The sequence below is a fragment of the Rarobacter faecitabidus genome, from assembly GCF_006716265.1.
Lineage (GTDB): Bacteria > Actinomycetota > Actinomycetes > Actinomycetales > Cellulomonadaceae > Rarobacter > Rarobacter faecitabidus.
In genome coordinates this window covers 1-17,910 of the sequence record NZ_VFOS01000005.1, presented here as the reverse complement: position 1 = coordinate 17,910, position 17,910 = coordinate 1, and the positions used below count along the sequence as shown (strand labels likewise).

The 17,910-nt window shown below is 66.2% G+C and carries 15 protein-coding genes; 4 read left to right on the top strand and 11 right to left on the bottom strand.

Annotated elements, in window-relative coordinates:
• Positions 1–13 precede the first annotated feature (13 nt).
• The 3 genes from cycA to FB461_RS11185 form a co-directional block, all read right to left on the bottom strand.
• Positions 14–1,396, bottom strand: coding sequence for a D-serine/D-alanine/glycine transporter (cycA, locus tag FB461_RS11195; RefSeq protein WP_142122140.1), 1,383 nt, complete (start codon positions 1,394–1,396; stop codon positions 14–16).
• A 224-nt stretch (positions 1,397–1,620) separates the two neighbouring features.
• On the bottom strand, positions 1,621–3,615 hold the full coding sequence (locus FB461_RS11190; RefSeq protein ID WP_142122137.1) for an anthranilate synthase family protein: 1,995 nt from the start codon (positions 3,613–3,615) through the stop codon (positions 1,621–1,623).
• A gap of 265 nt (positions 3,616–3,880) precedes the next feature.
• Positions 3,881–4,837, bottom strand: a complete 957-nt coding sequence (locus FB461_RS11185; RefSeq protein ID WP_142122136.1) for an EamA family transporter — start codon at positions 4,835–4,837, stop codon at positions 3,881–3,883.
• A 72-nt stretch (positions 4,838–4,909) separates the two neighbouring features.
• Between FB461_RS11185 and FB461_RS11180 the strand changes: the two genes are divergently transcribed.
• Positions 4,910–5,842 carry a LysR family transcriptional regulator gene (locus tag FB461_RS11180; RefSeq protein ID WP_142122134.1) on the top strand — a complete coding sequence of 311 codons (933 nt, stop codon included), beginning with the start codon at positions 4,910–4,912 and terminating at the stop codon, positions 5,840–5,842.
• A 195-nt stretch (positions 5,843–6,037) separates the two neighbouring features.
• Here FB461_RS11180 and FB461_RS11175 read toward each other — a convergent pair whose 3' ends face one another.
• The 3 genes from FB461_RS11175 to dnaB form a co-directional block, all read right to left on the bottom strand.
• Positions 6,038–7,078, bottom strand: coding sequence for a Gfo/Idh/MocA family protein (locus tag FB461_RS11175; protein WP_342776132.1), 1,041 nt, complete (start codon positions 7,076–7,078; stop codon positions 6,038–6,040).
• 32 nt (positions 7,079–7,110) lie between these two features.
• The gene (locus tag FB461_RS11170; protein ID WP_170222737.1) at positions 7,111–7,785 is read right to left on the bottom strand and encodes a DsbA family oxidoreductase; all 675 of its coding nucleotides are present in this window, start codon (positions 7,783–7,785) and stop codon (positions 7,111–7,113) included.
• A 162-nt stretch (positions 7,786–7,947) separates the two neighbouring features.
• The gene (dnaB, locus tag FB461_RS11165; protein WP_142122128.1) at positions 7,948–9,333 is read right to left on the bottom strand and encodes a replicative DNA helicase; all 1,386 of its coding nucleotides are present in this window, start codon (positions 9,331–9,333) and stop codon (positions 7,948–7,950) included.
• 422 nt (positions 9,334–9,755) lie between these two features.
• On the opposite strand from dnaB, the gene FB461_RS11160 reads away from it, so the two are divergent.
• Positions 9,756–11,108 (top strand): MATE family efflux transporter, encoded by a 1,353-nt coding sequence (locus FB461_RS11160; RefSeq protein ID WP_142122126.1) that lies wholly within the window; start codon positions 9,756–9,758, stop codon positions 11,106–11,108.
• Positions 11,109–11,315: 207 nt separating this feature from the next.
• Here FB461_RS11160 and rplI read toward each other — a convergent pair whose 3' ends face one another.
• The 5 genes from rplI to FB461_RS11135 form a co-directional block, all read right to left on the bottom strand.
• Positions 11,316–11,765 (bottom strand): 50S ribosomal protein L9, encoded by a 450-nt coding sequence (gene rplI / locus FB461_RS11155; RefSeq protein ID WP_142122124.1) that lies wholly within the window; start codon positions 11,763–11,765, stop codon positions 11,316–11,318.
• A 19-nt stretch (positions 11,766–11,784) separates the two neighbouring features.
• Positions 11,785–12,021 carry a 30S ribosomal protein S18 gene (gene rpsR / locus FB461_RS11150; RefSeq protein ID WP_142122122.1) on the bottom strand — a complete coding sequence of 79 codons (237 nt, stop codon included), beginning with the start codon at positions 12,019–12,021 and terminating at the stop codon, positions 11,785–11,787.
• A gap of 123 nt (positions 12,022–12,144) precedes the next feature.
• Entirely contained in the window at positions 12,145–12,660 is a 516-nt protein-coding gene (locus FB461_RS11145; RefSeq protein WP_142122120.1) for a single-stranded DNA-binding protein, read from the bottom strand.
• Positions 12,661–12,720: 60 nt separating this feature from the next.
• Entirely contained in the window at positions 12,721–13,008 is a 288-nt protein-coding gene (gene rpsF, locus FB461_RS11140) for a 30S ribosomal protein S6 (RefSeq protein ID WP_211349918.1), read from the bottom strand.
• Positions 13,009–13,174: 166 nt separating this feature from the next.
• Positions 13,175–15,814 (bottom strand): transglycosylase domain-containing protein, encoded by a 2,640-nt coding sequence (locus FB461_RS11135; protein WP_170222736.1) that lies wholly within the window; start codon positions 15,812–15,814, stop codon positions 13,175–13,177.
• Between the two features lie 298 nt (positions 15,815–16,112).
• Between FB461_RS11135 and FB461_RS11130 the strand changes: the two genes are divergently transcribed.
• Complete coding sequence (locus FB461_RS11130) at positions 16,113–16,727, top strand: PadR family transcriptional regulator (protein WP_142122115.1); 615 nt, start codon at positions 16,113–16,115, stop codon at positions 16,725–16,727.
• The gene (locus FB461_RS11125; protein ID WP_142122113.1) at positions 16,724–17,815 is read left to right on the top strand and encodes an inositol-3-phosphate synthase; all 1,092 of its coding nucleotides are present in this window, start codon (positions 16,724–16,726) and stop codon (positions 17,813–17,815) included. Before FB461_RS11130 ends, FB461_RS11125 begins: the two co-directional genes overlap by 4 nt.
• Positions 17,816–17,910: the final 95 nt, after the last annotated feature.

Sequence of the window (17,910 nt, the reverse complement as noted above, 5' to 3'; positions counted from 1 at the left end):
AAGGACCACCGTCCTACAAGGAACTCACCGTTCGACGGCGTTGAATGAACGCCCATGCCACCGCCAGGATCGCGAACCAGATCGGCGTCACCAGCAACGCAACCCGGGTGTCATCGAACAGGGCGAGCACCACGAGCATCGCCGCGAAGAAGGCGAGCACGACCCAGCACATGAAGACGCCGCCGGGCATCTTGAACTTCGATGCGAGGTGATCCGAGGGGCGGCGCCGCCGGTAGACGATGTAGGACACCAGGATGATGGACCACACGAACATGAACAGCAGCGCCGACACGGTCGTCACCAGCGTGAACGCCTCGATGATCGAGTTCGAGCCGTAGAGCAGGGCGGCGCCGGGGATCAGGCAGGCGCACGAGAAGACGAGCGCATTGGCCGGCACGCTGCGCCCGGACAGCCGGGTGAACCTGCGCGGGGCATCGCGCTCGTGTCCCAGGCCGTAGAGCATTCGCGACGTGGAGAAGATCCCGCTGTTCGCGGACGAGGCGGCCGATGTCAGGACCACGAAGTTGATGATCGCCGCGGCCGCGGGCAACCCCGCGAGCGCGAACATCGCGACGAATGGGCTCTTGCCCGGCTCGATCTCCCGCCACGGCGTGATCGCCATGATGATTGCGAGCGCACCCACGTAGAACAGCACGACGCGCAACGGGATCGAGTTGATGGCCTTGGGCAGGTTGCGCTCCGGGTCCTTGGTCTCGGCCGCTGCGGTGCCGACGAGTTCGATCCCGACGAACGCGAACAGCGCGATCTGGAAGCCGCCCAGGAACCCCATGAACCCGTGCGGGAAGACACCGCCGTCGTTGTAAAGGTTGGCGAGCGTGGCCCGATGCCCGTCCGGCGACTGGAAGGCGATGGCGAGCATGACGACACCGGTCACGATGAGCGCGACGATGGCGACGATCTTGACGAGCGCGAACCAGAACTCGAGTTCGCCGAACAGCTTGACCGTGACGAGGTTGAGCGCGAGCAGCAGCAGGATCATCGAGACCGCCGGGATCCACCTGGGCAGGTCGGGGAACCAGAACGCGACATAGCCGGCGACAGCCACGATGTCCGCGATGCCCGTGACGATCCAGCAGAACCAGTACGTCCAGCCGGTGAAGAAGCCGGCCCACGGGCCGAGGATGTCGCTGGCGATGTCGCGGAATGACCGATAGCCCAGATTGGAGAGCAGCAGCTCGCCCATCGCCCGCATCACGAAGAACAGCATGAAGCCGATCACGCCGTAGACGAGTAGCACGGACGGACCCGCGAGCGAGATCGTCTTGCCCGAGCCCATAAACAGACCCGTTCCTATCGCCCCGCCGATGGCGATGAGCTGGAGGTGCCGGTTGCTCAGGGCTCGCTGTAGTTCGCGATCGCCGTCGACGCTTGTCATCCCATCATTATTCGGTGCGGTTTGGCGGCCGGGTTAGGACGAGTTTCCCGGTGCCGCTCTCGGCCGCCGTGTTCCTCGCGGCGATGCCTGACGGGCCCAGCCTCCACCACCTTGATCTGCCTCTCGGGTACTTAGTAGTGGCCCCCACACGACTCCAACGACCCCAAACCGCCACCAACCGTTACCGCCGCCCGCGAGGGCGCGAGCGGAGAGGCCCGTGCAATCTAGGCGAGGGCGTGGCGAACCATGCGTTCGAGGATCGTGAGGCCGTCGATCGAGAGGATCGACTCGGCATGCCCCTGCAGGGTTGCGAGCCCCCGCCCGCGCAAGGCGAACACGTCGCCGGTGGCGGGGTCGACAGCCGCCTCAGCGTCACCCGTCACTGGCAGGATCGGCTTCGAACCGGGCGCAACGCGCGCGGTGAAGGTGTTGTAGAAGCCGATTCGCGCGGGTGTGCCGAAGTAGTCGATCTCGAGTTGAACGCCTTGGCGCGGCTCGTCGAGTCGAGCCAAGGGAATACCAAGCTCGGTCGCGACGGCCTGATGACTCAGGCACACCGCGACGAGCGGCGCGCGATCGCGCATCCGGCGCTGAGCGAGTGCGCGCAGCCGACGGATACGCGTTTCAGATAGGTCGGTCGGGTCTCCGGGGCCAGGGCCGGAGACGATCAGGTCCAGGAAATCGACGTCGTCGGGCAGTTTCAGCTCGCCATCCTCGGCGACGTCGCTCCACGGTACGACGCGCACGTTCATCCCGAGGTGACGCAGCTGGTGGGCGAGCATCGTCGTGAACCTGTCCTCGGCGTCCACAACGACCACGTTGCGACCGGCCAGATCGGGCGTCCTGCTCGGCGCCTGCTCTGCGAGCCAGAACGGCGCGAGCATTTTGTTGCGCGCCTGCAGCGCGCCGTGGATCACCGGGTCATCGGCCAGGATCACGTCCGCACTAGCGGCAGCCGCCGCATCGGGCACCGTCCGACTGGCGGACGAGGAATACTCGTCCACGGCCTCAGGTGGCACGGGGACAGCCGGCACGCCTGCGCCGAACCCGGCCAGGTACGCGGCCTCGAGGCCGAGTGCCCCGAGCAGCCCCGCAGCCTTGCCTGCGGTCTCGGCTACCTCGCCCTCGGGCGACGAGTGGCGCACCAGCGTGGCGCCCGCGCTCACGCGAACCTCACCGGCGGAAGAGATCTGCGCGGTGCGGATCAGGATCGGGGCGTCGAGTTCGAAGCCGTCGCCCTCCGGCGTGATGAGCGCGGCCACGCCCGAATAGTAGCCTCGTCCGCGGCGCTCGTGGCGGGCGATCACCGCGCACGCGTTCTGCATCGGCGAGCCGGTGACGGTCGGCGCGAACATCGTCTCGCGCAGCACGTCCCGCACGTCCAGGCTCGTGTGACCGCGCAGGATGTACTCGGTGTGCGTCACGCGGGACATCTGCTTCAGGTAGGGGCCCTCGACCACGCCACCGTCGGCGCAGACCTCGGACATCATCTTGAGTTCCTCGTCCACGACCATGAACAGTTCCTCGACCTCCTTGGTGTCGAGGAGGAACTGGCTGAACACCGCCGGGTCGACGCCGCCCTTCGGGTGACGATACGTGCCCGAGATCGGGTTCATGGCGGCAACGCCATCCTTGACCGAGACATGACGCTCGGGGGAGGCGCCCGCCAGGATGACGCCGTCGGTCACGACCGCGAACGTCCAGTAGGCCCCGCGCTCGCGTTCGAGCAGGCGGCGCAGGGTGGCTAGCGCCAAGGCGGAGGGCGACCCCTCCGCCTGCGCCACGAAGTCACGCCGGATCACGAAGTTGGCGCCCTCGCCCTGCCCGATCTCGTCCTTGAGCACCGTGCGAACGGTGCCGGTGTAGTCCTCATCGCTCACGTCGAAGCCATGGGGCGTCAGGGTGGGGAGGTCCGCGGGTAGGAGTGCAGTGGCGGCCGGCAGGTCGATCTCCTCGCGTTCGCGCACGATCAGGCAACGCAGCGGAGCGCCGTCGTCGATTGCCGCGTAGCCTCGCTCGCGCACCTGACGGAACGGTACGAGCGTCAGCACCTGCTGCGCCGCGCCATTCGGGCCGTGCAGCGGAATCTCGGCGAGGGTGTCGACGTCCGCGACATCGCCGACGAGCACTTCCAGCGTGCCCCTTTCCTGCCGTGCGAGCAGCGCATACGCGGCGGGCGGGTTCTCCGAGAGAATCCGGGTGAGCAGTGAATCAGTCACGGCTGATGTGTCCCTTCGGTCCGGACTCGTCCCCGGCAAGATGCGCGAAAGCGACCGCCAGCGGGGGCGGTCGCTTTCATCTTCACACTGATCAACGCAAGGCCGCCTAGGAGGCGGGCCACCATGCTCCGGCTCGGAGATGCGCTGTTGTCATGTGACACATGCTAGCGCGGGCGGGCATCGCTTGGCGACACGCTTCGTGCGCAAGGGTGCTGTCGTGGTCGCCCTACCCGATCCGGTAGGGCGATCTCCCCGGTGAAGTCGCCTACGCAGCGAGTTCGAGCGCGGGGGCGGGCTCGTCCTCGGATATCTTGCGGCGCCCGAGCGGCTCAGGCGGCGTGAGGTCGTCGTCAGCCGAGACCGCATTCTCGATCGCGGCCTCTCGCCCGCTCAGTGCCGTGGCTACGGCGGCCACGACAACCGCGCCGATCGCGATCACGGCCGTGACGGGCAGGACCTGGCCGAGTAGCACGAGCCCGATCGACGCCGCGATGACCGGCTCGCGGGCGGCGAGCACGCTGAAGACGCGCGACGGCATGTGACGCGTGGCCATGAGCTCCATCGCGTAGGGCAGGAGGGCACCGAGCAGGGCGGTCGCGGCCGCCCAGCCGACCAGTGACGGGCTGCCGAGGGAGGCCACGATCCCCCCGGCGCCGAACGGCAGCAGCACAAGCGCACCGGCTCCCATGGCGATGCCGAGCGGACCTACGCCCGGGTCGACGCGGCCGACGCGTGCGAGCAGCGGGATGTATAGGGCCCAGCAGGCTCCCGACGCCGCGGCGAACGCGAGGCCGATCGGATCGAGCGATCCGGCCACGCCATCGGCGAGGCCGAGGGTAATCACGCCGCCCATCGCGAGTCCGGTCCAGACGAAATGGGACGCCTTCCGGCTGAGCAACGTGGCGAGCAGCAACGGACCGAGCAGTTCCGTGGCGACGGCGATCCCGAGGGGGATGCGATCGATGGCGGCGTAGAAGCTGGCGTTCATGCCAGCCATCGCCATGCCGAGGCCGGTCACGGAGATCCAGGTGGACTTGGTCCAGGCGCTGATGGCGGGCCTCGTGATCGCGATGATGATCACGGCGGCGATGGCCAGGCGCACCGCGGCCGTTCCGAGGACTCCGAGGTCGTCAAAGAGACGCGTAGCGGTCACCGCGCCGAGTTGGGTGGTGATCGTCGCGCCGAAGAGCATGGCAAGGGCTAGGTAGTACTTTCGCGTCACCAGATAAGGATGATCCGCCGCCTACAGTAAGTCCAGCGAATGTTTCTTCACGATATTCATTAGGATTGCTACATGCTTAGCGTCCCCCGCATGCGCATCCTCCTGGAACTCCGTCGCCACGGCACGCTGGCGGAGGTCGCGTACATCCTCAACTACACGCCGTCCGCGATATCTCAGCAGCTATCGGCACTCGAGGCCGAGACGCACGTCGCGTTGACCGAGCGCGTTGGCCGGGGCCTGCGGCTGACCAGGCAGGGCGAGATCCTCGCGAATCATGCCGAAATCGTCATCGCCCAACTCGAGCAGGCCGAGGCCGAACTCGCAGCCTCGTTGGGTGAGGTCGGCGGGCGCATGCGCATCGCTTGCTTCCAGTCGGTCCTGCTCACGCTGGTCCCCGAGACCCTGACGCTGCTCGCGCAGCGCTTCCCGGAACTGCAGATAGAGGTCACCCAATACGACGAGCCTGACGCCGTAGGCGGCCTGCTCAGCCACGAATACGACCTGATCCTCGGGGAGGAATACCCGGGACAGCCCATCCGCGGATCCGCAGGCATCGAGTGGGATCTGCTGACCCTGGATCCGTTGCGCGCCGCCCTGCCGATGTCGGGTCCGTGGTCGGATCCCCGCGCGGTTCTCGCCGGCCTGGCCAGCGCGCCCTGGGTGCTAGAGAACGAGTCCTCCGCCTTCGGCCGATGGGCGATCGCCCTGATGCAGGAACAGGGATTCACGCCGCATGTGCCCTTCGTGTCGACGGACATCCTGCTGCATCTCCACCTCGTCGAGACTGGTCACGCGGTGGCACTCGTCCCCGATTTGCTCTGGCTGAGCCAGACTCCCAGGGTGCGATTGGTGCCGCTCCCCGGCAACCCGCAGCGGCGGCTACTGACCGGTGTCCGGGACGGCAGCGGTGGCCATCCTGCGATCGTCGCGCTGCGCCAGGCGCTGCGCGACGTCACGGACGAACTCCACCACCGCGCGAACAGCCCCGCGGCCCCACCGGTCTAGTAGCGGCCATCCCGATTCGCACCACGTTAGCGCCGTCGAGCGACCTGTATTTCACACCCCGTACGGCACAGTTATGGCCCCGACCGAGCCGGCAGCGGCGGTGCGGACGCTGAGGTGGTTCCGGCATTCGCCGGCCAGGACGCGGCTAAGCCTCAGCTGCGCGGACCGCCGCTGAGGCCTCAGGCAGTTCCGGCATCAGTCCGCGCGGACCGAGACGCAACGGCCCTCGCGGGAGCTGATGCGCGCCGCGTCGAGCACCTCGGCGGTGCGCACCGCATCGGCAGGGTGCACCGGAATGGGGCCGCGCGCGGTCAGCCACGCCACGACCGCGTGATAGAAATCGACGTGCCCGCCGGGGGCGCGCGTCACCAGGCGACGCTCGTCGCCCGTGACGAGCCATCCCTCGGTATCGGCGGTGGCGGCCTCGTCCAAGACCGTGAAGGGCGACGCCTCGCCCTCAAAAGACGTCACCAGGTACGCACCCTTGGATCCGAGCACGCGCGTGCGCGGACCCGGCGCACCGACCAGAGCGCCGCCCCACAGGCGCGAGATCACGCCGGGCTTGTCGCCCTGGGGAGCGTGGTGCAGGGTGAGAAAGACATCGTCCTCGACGGGCGTGGTCAGGCAGCGCAGGTCGGCGTAGACCGACTGCACGCGGCCGAACAGTTGCGTGGCCGAATCCACCAGGTGCGTGCCGAGATCGAGTAGCAGCCCGCCGGCGACCGGATCGAGTTCCTTCCACCGCTGCTGCGGCACCGGGCGCCAGCGCTCCCAGTGGCGCTCGAAGGTGTGGACGTCACCCAGGTCGCCCGCGTCGATCAGCGACTTCAGTGTCAGCTGCTCCGGATCCCACCGCCGGTTCTGGAAGACGGTAAACGGCACCCGCTTCTCGCGCGCGTGCGCGAGAACGAGAGCGGACTCATCGGCCGTCGGGGCCAGCGGCTTGTCGATGACGAAGGGAATGCGGGCGTTGATCAACTGCGTTGCGTGATCGACGTGGTTCCCCGAGGGCGACGCGACGACAACCGCGTCGAAGCCGCCGCCCGAGGAAATCAGGTTCTCGATCGACGAGTACACCTGCGCGTCCGGCCAGTCCGCGAGAGCCTGCGCCCTCCGTTCGGGACTGCGCACGACGACGGCCGTAACCCGCGAGCCCGCTTCGCGAATGAGCCGGGCGTGAATACCCCGTCCGGAGCCGCCATAACCGATAACTGCAAATCTGACGCCTTGGGACATGCTTCCCATTGTCCCCGCTAACGCCCGGATAGTCACGCCTCTTGCAAATCCTGGAATGCTCTCAGGAAAAGCTCGGCCGGCTGCGCGCCGGACGCTGAGTACTTTCCGTCCAGGACGAAGAACGGCACGCCCGTGATGCCCAGCTCGGTGGCCTGCGCCAGATCGCGCTGGACTGCATCCGCTGCCTCGTCAGAATCGAGCGCACGGCGCGCCTCGTCCTCGCCGATTCCTATGTCTGCGGCGGCCGCGATCAGCACTTCGACGTCGGCCACATCCTGACCTTCGCTGAAGTGGGCGCGGTATAGCGCCTCGGCGAGCTCCGCCTGGCGATCGGCCGCCGCGCTGGCCGCGTATGCCAGCATTTGCAGGGCGGGTCGCGTGGTGGTGGGGACGAGGGCGTCGAAGTCGAACGTCAGCCCCTCCTGGGCCGCGACCTGTGTGACCTGGGAGAGCGCCTTGATGGCGGCCCCGCGATCACCGAACTTCAATGCCAGGACATCCGCCTCGGTGCGGCCATCGGCGGGCTTCGCGTACGGATCGAGCAGGAACGCGTGATAGCGGACGAGGAACTGCGCGGCGGGGTTCTCGGCTCGGACCTGATCCATAGCGGTCTGCAGCCGGCGCTTGCCGATGTAGCACCAGGGGCACGCGATGTCCGCCCAGATGTCGATTTCGATGGCGCGGGCTGGAGAGTCTGTCGTAGTCACGTCACTTTTCAACCACTACGACGGCCGGTTGATTCCGCTTGACGGATTCCGGGCCTGACCGATTCCGCGCCCGGCTGTCCCGCGATGCGGGCACGTCGCACGGACTTTCGGCAGGGCCAACCGAGGACTCGTCGATCACCCACCACCGCGTACCGGCGGCGGCTACCCGCCGAAGGATGCGTCGCGCGCCATGTTCTTGAAGCGCGAGTAACGGCCCTGGAAGGCCACCGCGATGGTCGCGGTAGGGCCGTTACGGTGTTTCGCGACGATCAGGTCCGCCTCGCCCGCTCTAGGGGATTCCGGCTCGTAGGCGTCCTCGCGGTGCAGCAGGATCACCATGTCGGCGTCCTGCTCGATGGAGCCCGACTCACGCAGATCGCTCATCTGCGGCCTCTTATCGGTTCGCTGCTCGGGGCCACGGTTGAGCTGCGAGATCGCGATCACCGGCACCTCGAGCTCCTTGGCGAGGAGCTTGAGGGCCCGGGAGAACTCTGACACCTCCTGCTGGCGGGACTCGACGCGCTTGCCGGAAGTCATCAGCTGGAGGTAGTCGATCACCACGAGCTTCAGGTCGTGGCGCTGCTTGAGCCGGCGGCACTTGGCGCGGATCTCCATGAGGGACATGTTGGGCGAGTCATCGATGTAAAGGGGGGCGTCGGCGATCCTCTTCTGCGTGTTCGCGAGACGGCTCCAGTCGTTCGCGTCGACTCGCCCAGTGCGCAGTTTCTGCAGGGAGAGTTCGGATTCGGCCGACAGCAGGCGCATGGCGATCTCGGTGCGCGACATCTCGAGGGAGAACACGACGGCCGTCTGATTGTGCTTGATCGCGGCGGACCGAACGATATCGATGCCCAGCGTGGACTTGCCGATCGCGGGCCGGGCGGCGATGACGATCATCTGGCCGGCGTGCAGGCCGTTGGTGAGCGAGTCCAGGTCGTCGAAGCCCGTTGGCACGCCCGCCATTCCCTCGCCGCTCTGGGCGATGCGCTCGATCTCGTCGAAGGTCTGATCAACGACCGGCCCAAGGACGACGTAGTCCTCGGTCGCGCGGGTCTCGGTGACCGCGTAGACCTCGGCCTGGGCATTGTTCACGAGTTCGTCGACGTCCCCGCCGTCGGCGGCATAGCCGATCTGCACGATGCGGGTTCCGGCCTCTACGAGGCGCCGCAGGATGGCCCGCTCCCGGACGATTCGCGCGTAGTATCCGGCGTTCGCCGCGGTGGGAACCATCGCGATCAGGTCGTGGATGTAGGTTGCGCCGCCGATGCGACCGAGTTCGCCGCGTTTCGTCAGTTCGTCGACGACCGTAATCGCGTCAGCGGGTTCGCCGCGGCCGTACAGGTTGGTGATCGCGCTGTAGATGATCTCGTGTGACGGCCGGTAGAAGTCGCTGTCGCGTACCGCCTCGATGACGTCGGCGATCGCGTCCTTCGAGATCAGCATCGATCCGAGCACGCTCTGTTCTGCGGCGACGTCCTGTGGAGGAGTGCGGCCCGGACCTTCGTTCGAGGGCTCGTCAAACGGCTCGCCATACTCAGAATTACTCATGAGAGCCTCCGTCATCCACCTAATACCCACAGGCTGCGGTGTATTTATTCGATATGCATCACGGCCCGGGGTTCGATTCGCATTTCCGGGCCGTTCACCGAGCACCCTCTTCGCGAAGTCAGCGGGAAAATGCCCCCTGACCTGCATAAATGTCTCTGCGCGACCCACTGTACCGGTCGCATACGACACTTTTCGAGTGGTTGCCCTGCGCTACCTTAGGCACGGCTCCGTCCTCCAGCCAAATGGACGATCCACAGAGTTTTCCACAACCGTGGGGATACCCGCCCATTCATCCGCGTGTCGTTCCTCGCCGCCTGTGGACAGCGGTGGGGAAAACATGGCCGGGTTGTTGACTGAGAGAGCAATTTCGAGGCGACTCGCCGGGAATTCAGCCGAAGCCGCGTGTGGATGGACAATTGATTGTGCAGAATCTCGATCCGTGGAGCGCGCGGCGCCGCGACGTCGATCGATCCATCGCCCGTCTCGCGGTTCCAGCCCTCGGCGCGCTGCTCGCCGAGCCCCTCTTCGTCCTCGCCGACACCGCGATCGTCGGCCGGCTCGGAACCAGTGCGCTCGGAGCGCTGTCGATCGCTTCGACGGTACTCCTGACCGTCGTCGGCCTGTGCGTCTTCCTCGCCTACGCGACCACCTCGTCCGTCGCCCGGTACCTCGGTGCGGGACGCAGACGCGATGCCGTACAAGTGGGCATCGACGGCCTGTGGCTCGCGCTCGGCACGGGCGTACTGATCGCTGGCCTGCTCGCGATGTTTGCGGAGCCCATTCTGCGGGCGCTCGGTGCCGAGGGCCAGGTGCTCACGGACGCGACAGTGTACCTGCGCTGGTCTGCCGTCGGCCTGCCCGGCATGCTACTCATGCTCGCCGCGACCGGAGTGCTACGCGGACTTCAGGACACCCGCACGCCGCTCGTCCTGACGATCGCCGGAGCGGGAGCGAATGCGCTGGCCAACTGGCTGCTCGTCCTGGGATTGGGGTTCGGAATCGCGGGCTCGGGCATCGGCACCGCAGTCTGCCAACTGGGCATGGGCGGAGCAGCGGGCTTGGTCGTCTCCCGGCTGGCGAGCACGTACGAGGTCTCCCGCAGCCCGCACCTTGCAGGCATAACGCGCTCCATCGGAACCGGGATGCCGCTGTTCATCCGCACGCTGTCATTGCGCGCGGCCATCCTCGTCACCGTATTCGTCGCGACCAAGCTCGGCGCGACGGCACTCGCCGGGCACCAGATCGTCACGTCCATCTGGAACCTGATCGCCTACGGACTCGATGCGCTGGCAATCGCCGCCCAGGCGCTGATCGGCGTGCGGCTCGGAGAGGGAAACGAGGACGGCGCACGCGCAGTTCTGCGCCGGACGATCCACTGGGGCATCGTCGTGGGGGCGATCTGCGGAGCGCTGCTTGCCGCGTCCGCCTGGCTGCTGGTGGGAGTGTTCAGTGCCGACCCCGAGGTGCGCGCCGCCGCCTGGCCTGCCCTGCTGGCCTGTGCGGCATTCTTGCCCCTAGCGGGCTACGTGTTCGTGCTCGACGGCGTACTGATCGGTGCAGGCGATGGACGTTACCTCGCCTGGGCGGGCATGTGGACGCTGCTGGGGTATCTGCCAGCAGTGCTTGCCGTGCACTACCTCGCCGATAGCGCCACCGCGGGACTCGTCTGGCTGTGGATCGCGTTCGGCGGCTGGTTCATGGGTCTGCGCGCCCTAGCCACCGGCCTGCGTGCCCGAGGCACCGAATGGCTCGTCCTCGGCGCCTCGCGCGCCTGACGCGCCAACCCGGACCCGCACGGCGCGGTCCGGGCAAAGGCAGTTCCCCGCGCCTCGCCGATCGGGAGCGGGACCCGCCCCAGTTCGTTGCCATGGGGCCAATGCGACAGAGGACTCGTCCAGCGTGAGAAAACAAAAAGCGCTGGCCCGCGTCCATCCCCAAGAGGATGAACGCGGGCCAGCGCGAAACCGCCTAAGCGGCCTGGATCAGCTCGCCGCCACGACCTTGACGGTCACGTTCGCGGCGACCTCGGGGTGCAGGCGAACCGAAACCGAGTAGTCACCCAGGTTGCGGATCGGCTGACCGACCTCGATCTTGCGGCGGTCGACCTTGGGTCCGTTCTCGGCGATCGCGTCGGCGATCTCCGCGGTGGTGACAGCACCGAACAGGCGGCCAGCCGGCCCGGCCTTGACCGTCACGGTGAACGGCTTCGCCTGGAGTGAGTCGCGCACTGCGCGAGCGTCCTCGAGGCTGGCGATCTCGCGGGATTTGCGAGCCTTGCGGATCGCGTTGACCTGCGACTCCGCGCCCTTGGTCCAAGGGGTGGCCAGCTTGCGCGGGATCAGGAAGTTACGCGCGTAACCGTCCTTGACCTCGACAACATCGCCGGGCTCTCCGAGGCCGGTAACTTCGTGCGTGAGAATCAGCTTTGCCATGATGTCTCTTCCGTTTCTATCAGCGAGCGGACGACGAGTACGGCAGCAGGGCCATCTCGCGCGCGTTCTTCACGGCGCGAGCGATCTGGCGCTGCTCCTGCACGGAGACACCGGTCACGCGGCGTGCGCGGATCTTGCCACGGTCAGAGATGAACTTACGCAGCAGGACGGTGTCCTTGTAGTCGACGACGTCGATCTTCGCTGCCTTCAGCGGGTTCGACTTCTTCTTAGGCTTACGAACGACGGGCTTTGCCATCGTGATGCTCCTTCATGTGTGTGCGCCGCGCGGCCGGGGCCGCGCAGCAAATACTTATGTCTCGGCGCGCATCAGCGCGACACGAGGAGATGATTCGACCGAATCGATGGGTGTGATCGCCCGTTAGAAGGGCGGCTCATCGTCGATGCCGCCACCGGCCGAGGCCGGAGCGGACGAGCCCCACGGGTCTTCGCTAGCGGCCGCGCCGCCACCGAAGTTGCCACCACCGCCGCCGAAGTTGCCACCGCCAGAGCCACCGCTGTAGCCGCCACCACGCTGAGCGCGCGTGACCTTGGCGGTCGCCGACCTGAGCGACGGGCCGATCTCATCGACCTGAAGCTCGACGACGGTGCGCTTCTCGCCCTCGCGGGTCTCGAAGCTGCGCTGAGTCAGGCGGCCCTGTGCGATAACGCGCGAGCCCTTGGTCAGCGACTCCGCCGCGTTCTCCGCAGCCTCACGCCACAGCGAACAGCGCAGGAACAGCGTGTCGCCATCGCGCCACTCGTTCGCCTGCCGGTCGAAGATGCGCGGCGTCGACGCGATCGTGAAGTTCGCGACGGCGGCCCCGGACGGCGTGAAACGCAGTTCGGGGTCGGCGGTCAGGTTCCCGACGACCGTGATAACGGTGTCACCGGCCATGGGTCCTCCTTGGGGTTTCGGCGATGCACTGCGGCATCACCCACTGGACTTGAGTCGAGATCAGACTTCGCGACGCAGGATCTTGGTGCGCAGCACCGACTCGTTCAGGCCGAGCTGACGGTCGAGTTCCTTCGCGGTTGCGGGAGTCGAGGTGAAGTCGACGACGGCGTAGAAGCCCTCTGCCTTCTTCTTGATGTCGTAGGCAAGGCGACGGCGGCCCCAGATATCGACCTTGTCGACGGTGCCACCCTCCTTGGAAATGACGGACAGGTACTTGTCGAGCGAAGGAGCAACCGTACGCTCTTCAACACCTGGGTCGAGGATGACCATGATTTCGTACTGACGCAGGCTCACTAACCCACCTCCTATGGACTCATGTGGTCACGGTATTTCCGTGACAGGAGGGTACTGATGCGTCGTCAATGACGAGTTGCGGCCCAGGATGGCGCGCAATCGACACATGACAGTCGGCCAGTCTACCGCAGGATTCACTCTGATTTCCAGGGCGGGACGATTATCCCGTGGCGCCGGACTCCCCGGTGCCCGAGCCGCCCGGATTCGAGCTATCGCCACCCGGATCGCCCTCGTCCCCGCCCGAGCCCGAGCCGCCCGTGCTCCCGGATCCGCCCCCGGTCGTCGGCGGCGGGGTCGTAGACCCGCCATTGCCAGGCTTCGTGGGCTCCGGAGTGTCCTCCGGTTCGGGTTCCTTGGGCTTGGGGCCGAGCGAGACGACCAGTCGCACGGTGTCGCCCCGCTCGAGCTTGCTACCCGATTTGGCGGAGGCGGAGATGACGACGCCCGCCTTCACGCTGTCGGAGTACTCCTCGATGATCGCGGCCTTCAGCCCGGCCTTCTCCAGCGCGGACTGCGCCTTGTCCGCCGAGGTTCCGACGAGTCCTCCCGGGACTGCGACCTGCGTGTCTTCCTCACTGTCCCCATCGCCCAGTCCGCCGCCCTCAGTCTCGGTCGGGGCCGACTTCTGCTCGGCGGGCATCTCGGGCAGATCCACCACCGGAAGGTCCGCGAGCGCCTCGGTCATGTAGGAGGTCCACATGTCCACGGGGACGGTACCGCCGGTGATCTCGGAATAGCCCCCGAACGGCTCGATAGACACCTCGGAGCCGTCATCGCCGACCTGATAGAGGCCGACCACGGTCACCAGGTTCGGAGTGAAGCCGGCGAACCACGCCGACTTGTTGTCGCTCGAGGTTCCGGTCTTTCCCGCGGCCGGACGGCCGATGGCGGTCGCCGTCTTGCCGCTTCCCCACTCGACGACACCGGCCATGGCGTTGGTGACGGTCGCGGTGACATCCTCGTCGAATGCCTTCTTGTCCTTGGATTTGCCCTTGTAGACCACGTCGCCCGAGAGGACCTCGGAGGCCTCGTCCACAATGAACGCCCTGCGGTAGGTTCCGCCCGAGGCGATGGTGGCGTAGGCATTGGCCAGGTCCAGGGGGTGGACCGATGCCGTGCCGAGCACGTTGCTGGGCAGGGCATTCAGGCCGCTCGTGCTCTCGGGGATGCCGGCGCTGATCGCGGCTTCCATGGTTCGCTCGGGTCCGATGTCGACGTTGAGTTGGGCGTATGCCGTGTTGATCGACAGTGCGGTGGCGCGCATGAGGTTGACGTTCCCGTAGCTGGCGTTGCCGAAGTTCACGACCGGCCGTTCGAAGCCGTCGATTGTGCGCGAGTTATTGCCGTTGAAGTATTCGTTCTGCACCGAGATGCCATCCTCGACGGCGGCGAGCAGCGCGAACGGCTTGAAGGTCGACCCGGCCTGCGCGGCACCCTGGGTGACGTTGTTGTACTGCTGCTTCAGGTAGTTCTTGCCGCCATATAGCGCCTTGATCGCGCCGGAGTCGGGGTCGAGCGAGACCAGCGCCGGCCGCAGGTTCTTGGGCGTGTCCTCCGGCATGGCCTTAACGGTGTCGACCATGTCGGACTGCATGGCCTTGTCGATCGTGGTGACGACGCGCAGGCCGCGCGTGTCGATCTCCTCGTCCGTGAGGCCCCCGCGGTTGATCAACTCGGAGCGGACCATTTCCAGGAGGTAGCCGCGCGTACCGCGGTAGGTGTCGGAGCGCTGGTATTCAATGGTTTCGGGGAATTCGGCTGCGTCCCGCTGCGCCTGCGTGATCCAGCCGAGGGTCACCATGCCGTCCAGGACGTAGTTCCAGCGGCTCTCCGCCTTCTCCGGGTTGACGCGTGGGTCCCAGTTCGTGGGGTTTGGGACGATTCCCGCGATCAGTGCCGCCTGCTCCAGGGTGAGATCGGACGCGCTGATTCCGAAGTACCGCTTCGCCGCGCTCTCGATCCCGTACGTGCCCCGGCCGAGGTAGATCGTGTTCATGTAGTTGCTGAGGATCTCGTCCTTGTCCTGGTGCTGCGCGAGCTTCACCGCCAGGATGGCCTCTTTGAATTTCCCGCTGTAGGTCTTGGTCTCGCCCAGGTAGTAGCGCTCGGCGTACTGCTGCGTGATCGTGGATCCACCCTGGCGCGCACCGCCGGTGACGTTGTTAATCAGGGCGCGGGCCATGCCGGGCGGGGAGATCCCCTGGTTCTGATAGAAAGTGCGGTCCTCGGCGGCCACGAAGGTCTGGCCGACGTATTCGGGGAGGGTGGCGCCATCGACGATGACCCGGTCCTGCGAAGCGAATTCGCCCATGACGGACTTGCCGTCGGCGTAGTAGACGGTGGTCTTCTGCGCGGTGGCGAACTGCTCGGGGTTCGGGATCTCGACGCTCTGATAGGCCCAGACGAGCCCGCCGATGCCGAGCAGGAGGACGAAGATGCCCGTGCCGAGCAGTACTCGCCAACTGGGCAGCCAGCGACGGAATCCGCTGATGTGGCCGCGCGGATAGTTGAAGAAGCCGTGCTCCTTGCGGATGGCCTTGCGCTTGGCGCGGCCCTTGAGATCCTTGATGTCACGAGGGCGGCTGGACTTGGCGCGGCCGAGGCGCGCGTCGTCGCGCACGGTGGTGCGTTTCGCCTGCCCGCCGGGGGACGGCTTCGCCTGGCCTGGATTCGCCTGGCCTGGATTCGCAGAGTTCTGCCGGGCCGCACCTCGCGTGGGCTGCCACCCACTCTGATTCGTTCCGGTCCCGGTCCGCCGGGTTGAGACCCGCTTCGGTCCTTGGGAGGGGGAATCTGCCACGTTCTGCCTTTCATCATGGACGAGCCCTCCGTCGCGATTGGAATCGTCCCGGTTTGCTCGCACTGCACCACGCAAAACCCTACGCTGTGACATCCCGCTTGTGTGAGTTTCCATTGACCCGGCGCTATAGATTTGCGAGCTCGACGCGGATGCTTCGCAAGATCTTCACGTGCGCGAGCACTGGTCGGCACTACGCGACGCGCTTTCGATGCAATGCGACGATGTATCGAGTCGATACATCGTGATGGTGTATCGTCTTATGCGTCTGATAACAGTCCTGCATCGAAAGGGGGGTGAAGTGCGTAGTCGTTCGGCCACGCTCGAAACCGCCATCCTTGGGCTGCTCGCAGACTCTCCGCTTCATGGATACGAGTTGCGCAAGCGACTCAACCTGCTGCTTGGCTCGTTCCGCGCTCTCAGCTACGGATCGTTGTATCCGTGCCTGAAGACGCTCGCGAGTCGCGGCCTGATCGAGGGCCAGGAGTCCAACGAACTGCCGCCCCACGCGCTGACCGCGAAGCGGTCCCGGGTGGTGTATCAGCTCACTGCGGATGGCAAGGAGTACCTTCACGAGGTGCTCGCCTCTTCCGGCCCCGCGGCCTGGGAGGACGAGAACTTCGACGTCCGGTTCGCGCTATTCAGCCTCACCGACGTTGAGACTCGGATCAGGATTCTGGAGGGTCGACGTGCTCGGCTCACCGAACGGCTCGAAGTAGCACGTAGTTCCAGTTCCGAGCATGCGAACCGGTTGGACGAGTTCGCGTCCGAGCTGCGCCGGCACAGTCTGGAGCAGGTGGAGCGCGAGGTCCGTTGGCTCGACAGCCTTATCAACACTGAGCGCGACCGTCGTCACGCTCGTATCAACAACGCCGAGGGCAAAAATCCCGGCACTGAAGTCAAGGAGCAAGGATGAGTTCCATCCGCGTCGCCATCGTTGGCGTCGGTAACTGCGCATCGTCGCTTATTCAGGGTGTTCAGTACTACAAGGACGCAGACCCCAACACCACCGTTCCGGGCCTGATGCACGTTCAGTTCGGCGAGTACCACGTGTCCGACGTGGAGTTCGTGGCGGCGTTCGACGTTGACGCGAAGAAGGTCGGCTTCGACCTGTCCGAGGCGATCTCGGCCTCGGAGAACAACACCATCAAGTTCGCCGACGTCCCGCCCCTGAACGTTCCCGTTCAGCGCGGCGTGACCCTCGACGGCCTCGGTGACTACTACTCGGCGACCATCGACGAGTCCGACGCCGAGCCCGTAGACGTCGTGCAGACGCTGCGCGATGCGAAGGTTGACGTTCTCGTCTCTTACCTGCCCGTCGGTTCGGAGCAGGCGGACAAGTTCTACGCGCAGGCCGCCATCGACGCCGGTGTCGCGTTCGTCAACGCACTTCCCGTCTTCATCGCTTCCGACCCCGAGTGGGCGCAGAAGTTCAAGGACGCTGGCGTACCCATCGTCGGCGACGACATCAAGAGCCAGGTCGGCGCGACCATCACGCACCGCGTGCTCGCCCGCCTCTTCGAGGACCGCGGCGTCATCCTGGACCGCACCTACCAGTTGAATGTCGGCGGCAACATGGACTTCAAGAACATGCTGCAGCGCGACCGCCTCGAGTCCAAGAAGGTCTCGAAGACGCAGGCCGTCACCTCCAACCTCTCCGGTCCGCTCGGCGGCAAGAAAGAGGACCGCAACGTGCACATCGGGCCGTCGGACTACGTCGCCTGGCTCGATGACCGCAAGTGGGCGTACGTCCGCCTCGAAGGTCGCGCGTTCGGTGAGGTCCCCTTGAACCTTGAGTACAAGCTCGAGGTCTGGGACTCGCCCAACTCGGCAGGCATCATCATCGACGCCATCCGCGCAGCGAAGATCGCCAAAGACCGCGGCATCGGCGGCCCGATCATCTCCGCGTCGAGCTACCTGATGAAGTCCCCGCCCGTCCAGATCGAGGACACCGAGGGCCGCGCGCGCGTCGAGGCCTTCATCAAGGGCGAGCGCAACGACTGATTGCACTGAGACGGCCGACGTACCGCGAACAGTTGATCGATCGCGACAAGGCCGCTGCAGTTGAAGTCCGGGTGGGGGCCGACGCATATGCGGTC